Origin of the sequence: Haloferax marisrubri (genome assembly GCF_001469875.2) — an archaeon.
Classification (GTDB): Archaea; Halobacteriota; Halobacteria; order Halobacteriales; family Haloferacaceae; genus Haloferax; species Haloferax marisrubri.
Map to the genome: position 1 here is coordinate 268,086 of NZ_LOPW02000018.1, position 14,086 is coordinate 282,171.

Consider the following 14,086-nt stretch of genomic DNA (forward strand, 5'->3'; position numbering starts at 1 on the left):
GACGGCCGCGTTCAAAGAGCAGGTTCGTGCGGACGCTGCCAAAGAGCCGTTCGTTGACGAACCGGCGACACTCGCCGTGCTTGCGACGTTGAGTGCGATCTGTGTGAAAGCATATCCGAAATTCGAGCACGCGTCACCCCGGAACATTCAGGTGCTCTACGACATCCGGGAGCTGTACGTCAACAATCTCGCCTCCCTCATGCGCGCCCACGGCGATGGATCACTCCAGCAGGACATCGCCGACGTGCTGTACAGTAAGGAACCCGGCGAGGATGGCCCGCACCCTGGCCGGGTCTGTACGGGCATCACAGAGATGCCGGAGTTCAGTGACGGTCTTTACCTGGAAGTCCCGATGGCCGCAGCGTCACGGAAATGCTTGGTTCGGGAGGGCGAAGGGCCGACAGAGCCGGGCGATGGCGGAGAGATACTGACGCGAGTGAAAGACAACAAGCTGTACGTCCCTGTCGGTAATTTCGACAGCAAGTATCGTGACTATGCTGAGCGGGCGTTCAAGAAGCTCCTGCGGGTGCAGGAGGACGGCCTCTCCGATGACCAGCTGACGTGGCTGACGGCGAATGAGTCGGCCATCACAGAGCGAATCGATCGTTTCCTCGAGACCGGCCATCACGAGCGCATCTGGCGGAACTGGGACCGTGGCGAACGGACGATCCGCGTCCTCCGGCGGGCCCTGAATGACGCCCCCGACGACGTGGTGCAAACGGGTGAGTTCCACACAGCGAAGGAGCTCCACCGAGCGGTTACGGCGTACGACGCCGAGGACGAGTGGGAATCCTCTGTAACGGACTGGATCTCGAGTCCGAGCAGTCTCGCGAAGACGCTGGCCGACCACGAGTCACACTCGGCCGTCACGATCGACCGCGACGGACGCGTAAACACGTACCGGATTGGGCGTGCCGGTACCGGCGCCGAACAGATCGAGGTTCGGGAGATTGAGGACCTCTTCGAACTCCCCTGTATGGCGAATATGGAGGAGCGGCTACACGAGAAGAAACCCGTCCGGAAGGACCTCTACAACTTCGCACGGATGGTGATGTGGCTGCCGCAGTACCAGGACAGTAGCCTCGACGAGATTGTCGCGGATCTCAAGGACGTTTTCTCCCGGTGGCCGTGGTACGACGAACAGGAGACGGAATACCAGGTCCGCTACGAGTTCTCGAACACCATCGACGGCGACACGCCGTTGCCGATGAACTGCGATAATGACGATCTGCAGCGCTACTGTATCGGCCAGGACCAGTGTCCCTACTCGATCTGGGGCAGTCTTCCGTTCCCGGATGGGATGTATGAACAGGTTGACGAGGAATCCGCGGGTCCCGTTGAGCGATTCTAGAGAGCTCATCTCTTTCCCCGACCAACTCCGCTTCGCTCAAGGTACGCGCTACTGAAACACCGCAGTCGACGCCGGACGACTATACGTCTCCGTCGATGCGATTTCCGATACGGCACGCCATCGGTACCGGCTTCACTCGTTGAGCGCAGCGACAGTCGAGGAACGGTGGCAGGTGCCACTTCGCTCGGAGCCGAATGGGCCATCCGCAGTAGCTGGTGACCACATCGTCGTGACGGCTAAACGGGGACTCGAACAGGCTCGTGTCGTCGCATTTCGGAAGCGGTACGGCGAGGAGGACTGGCTTGTCGACATCGACGTCCGCCTCACGGCGGCACCCACGATTGATGGTGGAACGGTCTACGTCCCCGATTGGAGCGGCCGGGTCCACGCACTATCGGTATGGGACGGTTCCGTGCAGTGGTCACAACAGGTAGGCGCAGCGGATGGTGGACGAACGTTCACCGAACCGGTTGCCGTTCTCGGCGACACGCTCTATCTCGGTTCGCAGTCGGGGTCTACCGGCAACCGGGGAAGAGCGATGGACCACGAATCTAGGTGGCGTCAGTCGTGCCATCGTGACTCCAGCGGCGATTTTCGTTCTCGAATCGGAGGAACCGTGGTTGCACTTGGGGAGACGTAGGAGGACAGTCTAGTAGACAAGTGACAGTATCTGTGACCGGGCTACTTAGCGCGGCAGAACAGTGCTGGTTGCGCTTCACCGGTGGCCGAAACTCGTGTCCGTTCCAAACGACGTTCGGCGCTGTCTCGTCGGAACCCTTCATCACTCCATCCCAATCGAATAATAAGGTTTAATATTTGACACCGGCTTAGTTGTTATATGGCCGTCGTTAGCGTCTCGATGCCGGAAGAACTACTTGAGCGAATCGACCAGTTTTCGGACGACCACGGATATACTGGCCGGAGCGAAGTGCTCCGAGAGGCGAGTCGGAACCTCCTCGGTGAGTTCGAGGACAAGAAACTCGAAGACCGCGAACTGATGGGCGTCGTTACCGTCGTCTTCGATTACGAGACGACGAGCGTCGAAGAGAAGATGATGCGACTTCGCCACGAGTACGAGGACATCGTTGCGTCGAACTTCCACAGCCATGTCGGCGGGCACCACTGTATGGAATTGTTCGTTCTCGAGGGATCGCTCGAAGATATCTCGACGTTCGTCGGGAAGATCAGAGCGACGAAAGACACGCTTACGATCGATTATTCGGTACTTCCGGTCGACGACTTCGGTCCGCTCGCGGATATGAGCTAACTTCGCTTTTCACGTTCGGATATTCCAGACTGACATCTCCGTCCGCTGTAGGCGGAGAAATAGCGACTATAGTCGGCTATCGTGGTTTGCAGACCGATTCGTATCCGAGAGTGGAGCCGACTCCAATCTCAGCCCTTCGAGTTTCTCGTGCCGGTGAGGCCCGAGATGAACGGTCAAACGGCCGTACACACCGGACGCGTCTCTCATACTGACTTACTTCTTCGACTCACCGTTCTCGCACTACGGACACCAGCGACTTCTTCAACGTTGACTCGACCATCGGGAACCGATATTAACGATACATCTCTAAATCACAGTTATTATTATACCCTGTTCTAAAGTTAACAACAACGATGGTCGAACTCACGCGACGAAGGTTGCTCCAGAAAGCGGGTGTAAGCACGGTCGCTGCGACGGGAATCGCTGGCTGTCTCGGTCAAAGTGGTGGGTCACTCGACTCTGTGACCGTCGCGTACGTCCCGATTTACCCGAACATACAACACTACGTGATGGAACAAGAGGGCTACTACGAGGAGGTTCCAGCGGAGGTCTCAATAGAGCGGTTCAGCTCTGGCCCCAGCGTCGTCAAGGCCTTCGCCAGCGGGGACGTCGACGTCGCGCTTTTCGGTATCACCCCTGCGATGGTTCTCGCCGACAAAGGGACCGACGCCGGTATCCTCGCGGCAAATTCGAGAAACGGCTTCAAGGTCATGGGGACGACCGAACTAGCCGAGCTCTACGAACAGGAGGAGACAGCCACGTTCGAGCGCTTCGAGGAAGAACACGGTCGCAAGGTCCGGTTCGGTGCTCCGCCGGATGGGAGCGTCCCTGATATCGTGCTCCGGTACTGGATCCAAGAGGACCTCAACGTCGGTGAGATAGAGTCCGTCATCAACAAATCGAAGGTCCCACCGGCGAAGGCGGTCCAAACGATCCAATCGGGTGATATCGACGCGACCATCATCCAAGAGCCGTTCGCGACGATAATCGGCCAAGAGGACGGCTTCGAGGAACTCGTCTGGTCCGGTAACATCTTGGAGAACCATCCGGTTACGGTGCTGTTTGCGAACCAGCGGGTGATTGACGACAGCGAGGTCGCCCAGTCGCTGGTCGAACAGCACACGGCGGCGACCGAGTTCACGGCAAATTCGCCTGATATGGCCGCTACCCACGCCGCGTCGGTGATCGGGTCCGGCGTGAGCGAACAACTGGCCACGAAAGCAATGGACTCCCGGGCATCTGCGTTCATCTCGGATCCCCACGCAATCACCGAGCAAACCGCGACGATGGGTGAGTTCGTCGCGAACGTCGGCAACATCGAGACACCGGTCGCGACCGAGGATCTGTTCGCGTTCAGCCCCTACGACGCCATCCAGTAATGAGCCTCCAGACCGACTCCAAATCCAGTGCGACCACGATGCCCCGTTTCGAGGGGGACGCGAAGAGATATCTACGCGGACTCGGCGGGCTGACCGCGTTCCTCATCGTCTGGTGGATCGGCGCGATGATGACCCAGCCGTCGTATCTGGTTCCGGGGCCGGTCGCGTCGGTGCGCGCGTTCGTGGATCTGTTCGCAACCTCGACTGCGATTGTCGTCCCCGTTTTGGGGTCGGAGATGGTGCTTCCAACGGGGCTCGCACACCTCGCGGAGACGCTGTTCCACTACGTTCCCGGCCTCCTTTTGGGGGCGGGCTGCGGAATCTCGCTCGGGTTGGCGATGGGCTGGAACGGTGCACTCGACGACTGGTTCCGGCCGCTCGTCCGTGTACTGCGGCCGATTCCGCCGCTTGCATGGGTCGTCTTCGCCATCGTCTGGTTCGGTATTCACCACACCGGCGCGGCGTTCATCGTCTTCGTCGGCGCGTTTTGGATTAATTTCTACGGGGCGTACGGTGGCGTCGAAGGCGTCTCGAGTGACCTCACCGATGCCGCGTCGACGCTTGGCGTTGAACGCGACCTCTCGATGCTGAAACTCGTCGCGCTCCCGAGCGCGGCTCCTCAGGTGCTGACGGGGTTCCGGACGAGCATCGGGCGGTGCTGGATGATCGTCGTCGGCGCTGAGCTGTTCGGCGCGCCCGGCGTCGGCTACGAGATCATCAACGCCTCGAACAACCTCGCGATGGCGACCAGCGTCGCCTACATGTTTCTGATCAGTCTGGCGTTCCTCTGTATGGACGTCGGATTTCGACTCGTCGAACGGAGTGTGCTCGCATGGCGATGAACAAGCTCTCATCGACTGCCCGGGAGTCTAGCCAGAAGATTAGCATTCGGAGCGTCAGTAAGGCGTACGAATCCACCCACGCGCTCGACGAGGTCTCGTTTTCGGTGTCCGAAGGCGAGTTCTGCTGTGTCGTCGGGCCGTCCGGCTGCGGAAAGACGACCCTGTTGCGGGCCATCGCCGGGCTCGACGACCCCGATAGCGGCTCGATTCTGGTCGATGGCGACCCGGTCACTGAGCCGAGTTTAAATCGGGGGATGGTGTTCCAGGAGTACGCCTTGTTCCCGTGGCGAACCGTCCGCGGGAACATCCGATTCGGTCTCGACCGGCCCGCGTGTGCGTGCGCCGACTGCGAGGCGCGGGTTCGCGAACTGGTAGACCTCGTGGGACTCGACGGCTTCGAAGACGCCTATCCAAAGGAGCTGTCCGGGGGCATGAAACAGCGCGTCGGCATCGCCCGGGCCCTCGCCGTCGACCCGGAGATACTGCTCATGGACGAACCGTTCGGGAGCGTCGACGCCCGGACGCGAGACCGCCTGCACGCCGAACTGCTCGACATCTGGGCGCAGACCGAACAGACCGTCGTGTTCATCACCCACGATATCGACGAAGCGGTGACGCTGGCCGACCGCGTCGTCGTGATGGACGCCGACCCGGGGACCGTCCAGTCGACCATCTCCATCGACTTAGAGCGGCCACGCGAACGAACGGCCCACGAGTTCGTCGACTACGTCGCGAGAATCAGAGACGAACTCGGAAGTCCGCGAGACATCAGCCAGAAGTAGCGTCACCGCACTCCACAGTGTGTCGTTTCGTCGTGACTCCCGTGGTGAACGGGGCGATAGACCCGCAGCGATACTATGCGTGACACTCCTGTCCTTGGTGCCGTAGGCCTCGGAAACTTCGCTTTCCACGAGCTTGGGGTGTCGTTGAGAGGAACCCAACGATGAGCTCCGGACACGAACCCAATATTAAATATCAGTGCAACCAACCGCCATCTCTATTATCTCAGAATACAAATTTAATATATGCCGATTGTAAGCTCCTCGATGGATGAGCGACTCCGTGACAACCTCGATACGTTCGCCGCGGAACATGGCTACAGCGGCCGAAGCGAGGTGATTCGTGAAGCATGCCAATCTCTACTCGCGGAGTACGAAGAGACCGATTACGAGGGTCAACGTGTCTTAGCGACGGTAACCGCTGTCTTTGGGTACGATAAGCCGGAGATTGAGCGCCGGATGATGGACATTCGCCACGAGTTCGAGGCGTCGATTCGGTCGAACTCGCACAACTGCCTCGACGGCAACGCGGGCTGTGTCGAGACGTTCGTCGTCGAGGCACCCTACGACGACGTCTTGCGGTTTATTGGAACCGTTCGCGGGGCAGACGAGTCAGTCTCGGTCGAATACACGGTCGTCCCCGTCGATGTGATGAACGCAGAAGTCAGCGATCTGAAGTCACCCTGAGGTACACGATAGTGTTGTCTTCGAACCGCTGTAATCGTCGGTCGTCGGGTCAAAAAAGTAATCTGAAATATTAACAACGCGAGAGAATATACTGCTCTATTATTATTCTAAACATCCCAACACAGCAACTTTATTATATCTGATTCAAGAATTGGCAACCAGGCTATGGCACACATTCACCTCGGAGAAGGGTCGTTCCCGTTGTGGGCACTCGTTCTGTGGACGCTCATCGGCGCCGGGCTAATCAGCGCCATCGTGTACCGAATCCGGAACGGCGGTATCAAGACGCGTCAGATCGCGCTCGCGGGTATCGGTGCGGCCGCGAGTTTCGCGGTCTTCCAACTGAATATCCCCGTGTGGGGCGGCATCCACATGAACCTCACCGGACTAGTGGGTATCCTCGCCGGCCCGCTGCTCGGGGGACTCATCGCGCTGGTCGTGAACATCTTCTCGGCCGCGCTCGGACACGGTGCGGTCGGCCTGCTCGGTGCGAACACGCTCGTCAACGCTACTGAGGCTATCATCGCCTACTACGCGTTTAAGGCGCTGATGGGAATGGACTGGGATGTCTTCCCCGCCAGCGCTAGCGCCGCGACACTCGGCCTGTCGGCAGGAGCGGTCCTGATGGGCGCGATCATCGTCATCAGCGGCGTGAACGGGAGTGCGCTCCCCCGGGGCGACCTGACAATCGCCGTCGCCGGCCTCGTCGGACTCAACCTCGGCGTCGCTGTCATCGAAGGTATCCTGACGGGCTTCGTCGTCCAGTTCCTCGCGTCGGTCCGTCCCGATCTCGTCGGCCTCACCGACCAAGAGACTCGTGAGGAGTCAACCGGGGTGACCGCGTGATGCAGCGCTGGCAACAGTACGGGGGCCTCCTCGGTCTGCTCGCGGTCTGTTTCGCAGCCGGGCTCTGGGGGTTCACTTCGACCGGCGGCGCGCTCCCGTGGGCCAAGCGGTCCGCGAAGGCGCTCCAACGTGGGGTGCAGGAGGGCGGCGGCGCACTCGTCGACTTCGGTCGCGGCATCGTCGTCGCCGGGCCGATTCGGAAGGGCGGGATGATGCTCGAATTCGGGGGACTCGTCGCCCTGTTGTTCGTCCTCGGCATCGGACTGTACGTCTACGTCGACCGCTACGGCGGCTTCGGCGAAGAGGGACGCTCGGCACAGTAACTCGTGACGACGCTCTCGAACCACGTTCCCGACCCGCGGCTCATCACGGCGTTCGCCGAGCGGCGGGATGGGCCGCTCCACCGCGTCAATCCGTGGACCAAGGTGGGAATCGTCGGCGCACTCGTCCTCGCGGTCACTGTGTTCGACCACGTTGTACTCCTCGCTGGACTGTACGGTGTGGTCCTCGCCGCCTACGGGTTAGCGGGGCTTCCGTACCGCCGCTTAGCGGGCTGGTACACGCTTCCGCTCCTGTTTATCGTCTCGGTCGCCGGCCCGTTGGCGTTCCTCGAGCCGGGCACGCCGATTGGCGGTGCGCTCTCGACGCCGGTCGGTGAACTCTCAGTCACGTGGTCGGGTCTCGTACTCCTCTGTGAACTCAGTTTCCGGTCACTGACAGTCGTGACGTTCACGCTGGCGGCGTCGATGACGACGAAGTACACCGCGGTTGCGTACATGCTCGGACGCTTGCTCCCCCGACCAATTGACCAGGTCGCGCTCCTCACCTATCGGTTCACGTTCGTCATGGTCGAGACGCTCGAAGACCTGGTGAAAGCCGTGCTCACCCGGGGTGCGAATCTCTCGGAGTTCTGGTCGAACAGGCGACTGTACGCGAGAATCCTCGGGATGACGATGCTGTCGGCCATCGAGCAGTCCGAACGGCTCGTCAAATCGATGGAAGCCCGCGGCTACGACGGCGACATCACGCTGTACGGCGACGTCTCGCGGCCGCCCCTTCGCGAGCTACTTGTCGTGGTCGGTTCGTACGCGGTTGTCGTCGGGTATGCGGCTGTCTCGGTCACCGGGGTGGGACTGTGACTCACGCTGAGACGCCACTTGTCGACCTCCGGTGTGAGGCGCATACGTATCCGGACGGAACCGTCGGCATGCACGACGTCGAGTTTAGCGTCTTCCCCGGCGAGATCGTCGCGCTCGTCGGCGGCAACGGCGCGGGGAAATCGACGCTCCTCGAACACCTGAACGCCACGCTCGTCCCCGACGATGGCGAACTGGTCGTCGGCGGCACACCAATCAGCGAAGACAACAAAACACGCGCGCGAAAGGAAGTCGGCTTCGTCTTCCAGGACGCCGATACGCAACTCGTCGCACCCACGGTCCTCGATGACGTGATGTTCGGCCTCCAAAACTACGGCGTCCCCACTGACGAAGCGAAACAGCGCGCTCGCGAGGCGCTCGAAACGGTCGAGGCGGGTCACCTCGAAGACCGGATTCCGCACTACTTGAGCGGCGGCGAGAAACGCCTCGTCGGTCTCGCTGGCGTGCTCGTCCTCGAACCGAGCGTCGTCGTGCTGGACGAACCGCTCGCGGGCCTGGACCCGGAGCGGTCGCGACTGGTCGCCGAGCGGGTCCAGAAGATTCACGCGGATGGCATCAGCGTCGTCCTCTCGACGCACGACCTCGACTTTGCCGCCGAGGTCGCCGACCGCGTCTGCGTGATGACCGACGGCAACGTCGTTGGGGGCGGAACCCCGAGCGAAGTATTCTACGACGACGCGCTGTTGGCGGAAGCGAACCTGCACCCGCCGAGTGCGGTTCGCGTGGCCCGCGATGCGGGGCTGGCGTCGGCGCAGCCAGTAACGGAAGCGGAGCTCGTGTCTCTTCTGACGGAAGTTGACAACTTGGACGCTACACGGACTCCCGCTCCTGATGGCCGCGGGCGCGACTGAGCGCCTTCGTCGGTCTATTGCCGAGTCGTACTCTTCGGCCTACCGCGTTGGTCCCGACGAACTCGACTGTTTGTCGCGCCGTCGGAACTGCTACGGCACTGAATATATTATTATATTGGATTACTTTACTAGCAATTCATATGTCTGAATAGCAGATTAATATTTGATGCGCACGAGCTTCAACGTCTCCGACGACCTCCTTTCCAACTTTGACGTGACGTGGCAAGCAGAGGGATTGGATTCGCGTTCGCGCGGCGTCCGCGAAGCGATGCAGGAGTACATTGAGCGACACACCAGGTTGGAAGACGTCGAAGGCGAGGTGGTCGTTATCATCGCCTTCGACTACGAACACGAAGCGGTTATCGAGGACATCCACAATGTACAACACCAATATCAGGATGTCATTACGGCCACGAACCATATTCACGAAGGAGAGTGGTGTCTTGAGACACTTTTCTGTCGAGGGATTGCAGGACGTGTCCGCGAACTCACGTATCGATTGCGCGATTTCGACGCGGTGAATCGGGTCAAACTGCTGCATCTCGCCAAACGCTGAGCGTCGCTCACGATCGGGGCGGGTGGTTGTGGTGTTCTTCGCCGAGCGACGTGAGCGAGTAATCCACGGCCCGCACATCCGATACCACTCGAACGGAGTTCACGAACTCAGCGAGGGCCTCCGGACTCCCTTCCAAGACGAACAGTTCCATACAGTATCGGTTCCCGAGGTGTGCGTGGGTGGTCGCGGTGACGGCGGAGCCGTTGTCGTGTCGTATCTCTGCGAGGTGCTGTTGAACCGTGGAGTGACGACATTCGAAGGCGACGATCACCGTTCCTACGTACGGCCCCCCGTCGCGCGCTCCTCCGTCAAATTCTTCGAGCAACATCCGCGCTCCTTCGCGCACGACCTCGCTCCGACCGCTGTACTCGTGTTCGTCGGCGAACTCGCTGATGCGGTCGAGCAACGCCTCCGGCATAGAGATACTAACGACGCTCATATACTAAAAAAGCCTCACTTATTATTAATTTCTGTTATGAGTTCGAAGTCAGAGAGTAATAATTAGTATTTTAGTATAGCATCTTCATAATCCACGCATGTCGGTCAACAACGACCCGATTCCGGTGACGATTCTGAGCGGCAGTCTCGGCGCTGGAAAGACGACGACGTTGAACCATCTCCTCGGTAGCGAACGGGACCTGAACGCCGCAGTTCTCGTCAACGACATGGGAGAGGTGAACATAGACGCCGAGTTCGTCGAACGTGAGTCGGCACTCACCCAGAACGACGAAGAGATCATCGAGCTGTCGAACGGCTGTATCTGCTGTCGGCTCCGCGGAGACATGCTCGATGAGGTGGGACGCTTAGCCGCAGAGCGAGACTTCGACTACCTCCTCGTCGAGTCGTCCGGAATCAGCGAGCCGATTCCGGTCGCCCAGACGTTCGCTCGCGGCTTCGAAGACGCGGAGTTCGACCCCACGGGAGTCTACGAACTCGATACGATGGTGAGCGTCGTCGATGCACACAGCTTCTGGCAGGGCTTCGATTCGGGGCAGGCGCTCACGGACGACACGGTCGACCCGGAGGACAACCGCGTTCCCGAAGAAGCGCTCATGGACCAAATCGAGTTCTGTGACGTGCTTCTCCTGAACAAGTGCGACCTTGTTCCCGAAGACGAACTGGAGAAGATAGAGGCTGTTCTGAAAACCCTCCAGCCGTGGGCGAAGCTCATCCGAACGGAACACGGCGCCGTCGCCCCCGAGGAAATCTTGAACACGGGGCGGTTCGACTTCAACCGCGCCAGCCAGTCCGCCGGGTGGAAGCGCGAACTACAGGAGGGCCACCATCACGATGCCGCCGCCGAGGAACACGGCGTCACCTCGTTCGTCTTCGACGCGGACCGACCGTTCCACCCCGACCGAGTCGCCGAACTCTTCGCCGACCTCCCCGACGGTGTCGTCCGCGCGAAGGGCTTTTTCTGGTCGGCGGGTCGCGAAGACATCGCTATGGGCCTCGACAAGGCGGGCCAGTCTGTCCGTGCCGGCCCGAAAGGAACGTGGATCGCCACGCTCCCGAAGGCCCAACAGCAGCGGTATTTCGCCGCCCGGCCGGGTATCAAGGCGGACTGGGACGACAAATGGGGTGACCGCGGGGTCCAACTCGTGTTCATCGGTCGGGAGTTCGATCAGGAACCACTGGTCGAACGGCTGAACGACTGTCTCCTCACGGACGCCGAAATGGACGAGGATTGGGGCACGTACCCGGACCCGTTCGGGTCTGACGAGCAGCGTGAACTGGCGTTGGCCGACGACTGATGAGCCTCGACGACCAACCCCCAGTCACGATTCTGAGCGGCGGGCTCGGTGCCGGTAAGACGACCCTGCTCAACCACCTCCTCACCGTCGGTGGAGAGCAGTACGATATTGCTGTCCTCGTCAACGACGTCGGCGAGGTGAACGTCGACGCCGACCTCATCGAGAACGGTTCCGACCTCTCGATGGACGACGGCGGCGTCACGGAGCTCTCGAACGGGTGCATCTGCTGTGGGCTCCAAGACGAACTGGATCAAGAGCTCCGGCGGCTCGCTTTCGACGAGGAGTTCGATTACCTCGTCATCGAAGCCTCGGGAATCAGCGACCCGGTCCCAATTGCGCGGCGATTCGTCTCTCCCGCGCGGGCTTCTGCGCTGTACGACCTCGACACGGCCGTTACCGTGGTTGACGCCCACCAGTTCCACCGGGCGTTCGTCCTCGGGGAGCCGCTCACGTCGAGCGATGACGATACCCGACCGCTTTCGGAGCTGCTCGCCGAGCAGGTCGAGTTCTGCGACGTGCTCGTCCTCAACAAGTGTGATCTCGTGTCCGACGAGGAACGTGCGGAGGTCGAACGCGTCATCCGAACACTCCACCCTGATGTAGACATCGTCCGGGCGACCGAAAGCGCTGTGGACCCGGACCGAATCCTCGGAACGGAACAGTTCGACAAGGATGAGGCGAGTAACTCTGCCCGGTGGAAACAGGTTATCTCAACCGACCACGAGGACGATGCAGACGCTGAGCCGCACGAGCACGACGATAACGGGACGGACACAGACCATGGGCACGGCGAGGACCACGACCATGAGCACGGCGAGGACCACGACCATGGTGACGACCACGACCACGACCACCTCCACCCACCAGAGGAGTTCGGCGTCGAGTCGTTCGTCTACGAGCGACATCGACCGTTCCATCCCGAGCGGTTCCACGAATGGCTCCGCTCGTTCCCCGATTCCGTCGTCCGGGCGAAAGGCCACATGTGGGTTGCCGGACGCGACCGCTACGCCCTCAACCTGAGCCAAGCGGGCGCACAGATCCACGTCGAGGTCAACGGACGATGGGCGGCTACGCTCTCCGAATCTCGGCAGGAGTCGTACCGCGAGTCGCATCCGGGGCTCCAGTGGGACGACCAGTGGGGTGACCGCGAAGTGAAGCTCGTCTTCATCGGTGCCGGAATGGACTCGATCGGTATCGCCGACGAACTCGACGACTGTCTCCTCACCGACGAGGAGATGGACGCCGACTGGAGCGCCTTCGAGAACCGCTTCCCGGGCCAGCGGTCGTATTCGAAGCCTCCGACCGAACAGCGGCTCGTCCTTGGTGGGGAGCAATGAACGGTGCCAGTCGTGAACTCCCACCGATAGAGTCGCGACGGACGACCGACGCCGACGGCCACGACTGTATCGACCCGCTCGGCGTCGCCATCGTGACGGTGTCGTCGTCTCGGGGGACTGACGTGGAAAAGGACCTCTCAGACCCTAGTGGCGACGCCATCGCCAGTATCCTTGCCGAAGCGGGTCACGTCATCACGGCGCGTCGGACGGTCCCGGACGACTACGTCCGAATCAAGACGACCGTGAGCGAGTTTCTGGAGCGACCCGACGTCGATATCCTCATTACCACGGGCGGAACGGGGGTCACCGTCGACGACGTCACACCGGACGCAGTCGGCGACCTCTTCGACCGCGAACTGCCGGGATTCGGCGAGGCGTTCCGGTGGCTCTCGTGGGGGGAGGTTCGAACGCGCATCGTCTCAACCCGTGCGACCGCGGGTATCGCCCGCGACGTGCCCGTGTTCGTACTGCCCGGAAGTGAAAACGCCGTTCGGCTCGCAACCACCGAAATAATCTCCACGGAAGCGCCGCACCTCGCCGGACTCGCGACCCGACACACAACCGATGAGAGCTGAGTGACGTAGCGCTCCCATCCGTCACCCACTGAGAAGGGATGTCAGATGACCCTCTACGGTATCGGGCTCGGACCGAGGCGGGGCCGACCTACTCGCGGTTCGAGGGGAGTGGCCGCTCGAATCGGTTGACGTCGTCTACTCTCCCGGTCGGCTCTCGTGTCGCAGCTCAATACCTCCCAAGGCCAAAGCTGAGCGCCCTCGAACTCCAGAGGACGACCGACCTTGACGAGTTTCACGTAGAGCGGGGAGACCAGTACACGCTGGCGACGCGGAACGCTGCGTGGGGGAAGGCACCGGAGTCGGGCGTTCCTCTCCTGTGACTCTTGGCGCCACTCTTGTCTCTCGATAACCCTCTCTCGTTGACACGCCTAGAAAACAACTAAAGTTTAGAAAGAACTATTTGACTTGTATAGCGTTCGTAACACGTGCCCGAGAGACGCTCGAAACAGCAGTCGGTCGTGGCTTCACAGCGGGTGTTCTGGGACGCTTCCTCCGTGGCCAATTATGAAAAATCTATACTAGTTTGGCAAGAGTTATTATATCTACACAATAGGTTGTTATTCATGCTCGGTCGACGTTCGAGACGAAAGTCGCATACTGACCTCGCAGTCGGGGCTACAGGAGTCGTTACAGGATGTCGTAGTGGAGAAGGGACACCGCTCACGGTTGCGTCTCCCGACATCCTCACAGGGTTGGAACTGCACA

The 14,086-nt window shown here is 60.7% G+C and carries 16 protein-coding genes; 15 read left to right on the plus strand and 1 reads right to left on the minus strand.

The features are described 5' to 3' along the window. From AUR65_RS16130 to AUR65_RS16185, 12 genes are all read left to right on the plus strand, one after another. A partial coding sequence (locus AUR65_RS16130; RefSeq protein ID WP_058567849.1) for a primase-associated protein occupies positions 1 to 1,351 on the plus strand: 1,351 nt, incomplete at its 5' end. 100 nt (positions 1,352 to 1,451) lie between these two features. Continuing rightward, the gene (locus tag AUR65_RS16135; RefSeq protein ID WP_233194421.1) at positions 1,452 to 1,991 is read left to right on the plus strand and encodes an outer membrane protein assembly factor BamB family protein; all 540 of its coding nucleotides are present in this window, start codon (positions 1,452 to 1,454) and stop codon (positions 1,989 to 1,991) included. A gap of 198 nt (positions 1,992 to 2,189) precedes the next feature. After that, the gene (locus tag AUR65_RS16140; protein WP_042665622.1) at positions 2,190 to 2,618 is read left to right on the plus strand and encodes a CopG family ribbon-helix-helix protein; all 429 of its coding nucleotides are present in this window, start codon (positions 2,190 to 2,192) and stop codon (positions 2,616 to 2,618) included. A 353-nt stretch (positions 2,619 to 2,971) separates the two neighbouring features. Continuing rightward, a complete protein-coding gene (locus AUR65_RS16145) occupies positions 2,972 to 3,997 on the plus strand; it encodes an ABC transporter substrate-binding protein (RefSeq protein ID WP_199180625.1) in 1,026 nt (341 codons plus the stop codon). After that, positions 3,997 to 4,839 (plus strand): ABC transporter permease, encoded by an 843-nt coding sequence (locus AUR65_RS16150; protein WP_058567851.1) that lies wholly within the window; start codon positions 3,997 to 3,999, stop codon positions 4,837 to 4,839. The genes AUR65_RS16145 and AUR65_RS16150 overlap by 1 nt, the downstream gene beginning before the upstream one ends. Further along, positions 4,830 to 5,621: an ABC transporter ATP-binding protein gene (locus AUR65_RS16155; protein WP_058567852.1), complete on the plus strand. Its 792-nt coding sequence runs from the start codon at positions 4,830 to 4,832 to the stop codon at positions 5,619 to 5,621. The genes AUR65_RS16150 and AUR65_RS16155 overlap by 10 nt, the downstream gene beginning before the upstream one ends. Before the next feature lie 264 nt (positions 5,622 to 5,885). Beyond that, positions 5,886 to 6,305, plus strand: coding sequence for a CopG family ribbon-helix-helix protein (locus tag AUR65_RS16160; RefSeq protein WP_058567853.1), 420 nt, complete (start codon positions 5,886 to 5,888; stop codon positions 6,303 to 6,305). Positions 6,306 to 6,470: 165 nt separating this feature from the next. Then, positions 6,471 to 7,151, plus strand: coding sequence for an energy-coupling factor ABC transporter permease (locus AUR65_RS16165; protein ID WP_058567854.1), 681 nt, complete (start codon positions 6,471 to 6,473; stop codon positions 7,149 to 7,151). Next, positions 7,151 to 7,474, plus strand: coding sequence for a hypothetical protein (locus AUR65_RS16170; protein WP_058567855.1), 324 nt, complete (start codon positions 7,151 to 7,153; stop codon positions 7,472 to 7,474). Before AUR65_RS16165 ends, AUR65_RS16170 begins: the two co-directional genes overlap by 1 nt. Positions 7,475 to 7,477: 3 nt before the next feature. Further along, a complete protein-coding gene (locus AUR65_RS16175; protein WP_058567856.1) occupies positions 7,478 to 8,290 on the plus strand; it encodes an energy-coupling factor transporter transmembrane component T family protein in 813 nt (270 codons plus the stop codon). A gap of 68 nt (positions 8,291 to 8,358) precedes the next feature. Then, complete coding sequence (locus tag AUR65_RS16180; RefSeq protein WP_199180626.1) at positions 8,359 to 9,159, plus strand: energy-coupling factor ABC transporter ATP-binding protein; 801 nt, start codon at positions 8,359 to 8,361, stop codon at positions 9,157 to 9,159. 166 nt (positions 9,160 to 9,325) lie between these two features. Continuing rightward, a complete protein-coding gene (locus tag AUR65_RS16185; RefSeq protein WP_058567858.1) occupies positions 9,326 to 9,715 on the plus strand; it encodes a CopG family ribbon-helix-helix protein in 390 nt (129 codons plus the stop codon). Between the two features lie 7 nt (positions 9,716 to 9,722). Here the strand turns inward: AUR65_RS16185 and AUR65_RS16190 are convergent, their stop codons facing one another. Continuing rightward, positions 9,723 to 10,133, minus strand: a complete 411-nt coding sequence (locus tag AUR65_RS16190) for a CopG family ribbon-helix-helix protein (RefSeq protein ID WP_058567859.1) — start codon at positions 10,131 to 10,133, stop codon at positions 9,723 to 9,725. Positions 10,134 to 10,251: 118 nt separating this feature from the next. Between AUR65_RS16190 and AUR65_RS16195 the strand changes: the two genes are divergently transcribed. The 3 genes from AUR65_RS16195 to AUR65_RS16205 are packed head-to-tail and all read left to right on the plus strand — an operon-like array spanning position 10,252 to position 13,381. Beyond that, positions 10,252 to 11,469, plus strand: a complete 1,218-nt coding sequence (locus AUR65_RS16195; protein WP_058567860.1) for a GTP-binding protein — start codon at positions 10,252 to 10,254, stop codon at positions 11,467 to 11,469. Further along, positions 11,469 to 12,806 (plus strand): CobW family GTP-binding protein, encoded by a 1,338-nt coding sequence (locus AUR65_RS16200; RefSeq protein WP_058567861.1) that lies wholly within the window; start codon positions 11,469 to 11,471, stop codon positions 12,804 to 12,806. Before AUR65_RS16195 ends, AUR65_RS16200 begins: the two co-directional genes overlap by 1 nt. Beyond that, positions 12,803 to 13,381, plus strand: a complete 579-nt coding sequence (locus tag AUR65_RS16205; protein WP_058567862.1) for a MogA/MoaB family molybdenum cofactor biosynthesis protein — start codon at positions 12,803 to 12,805, stop codon at positions 13,379 to 13,381. Before AUR65_RS16200 ends, AUR65_RS16205 begins: the two co-directional genes overlap by 4 nt. Positions 13,382 to 14,086: the final 705 nt, after the last annotated feature.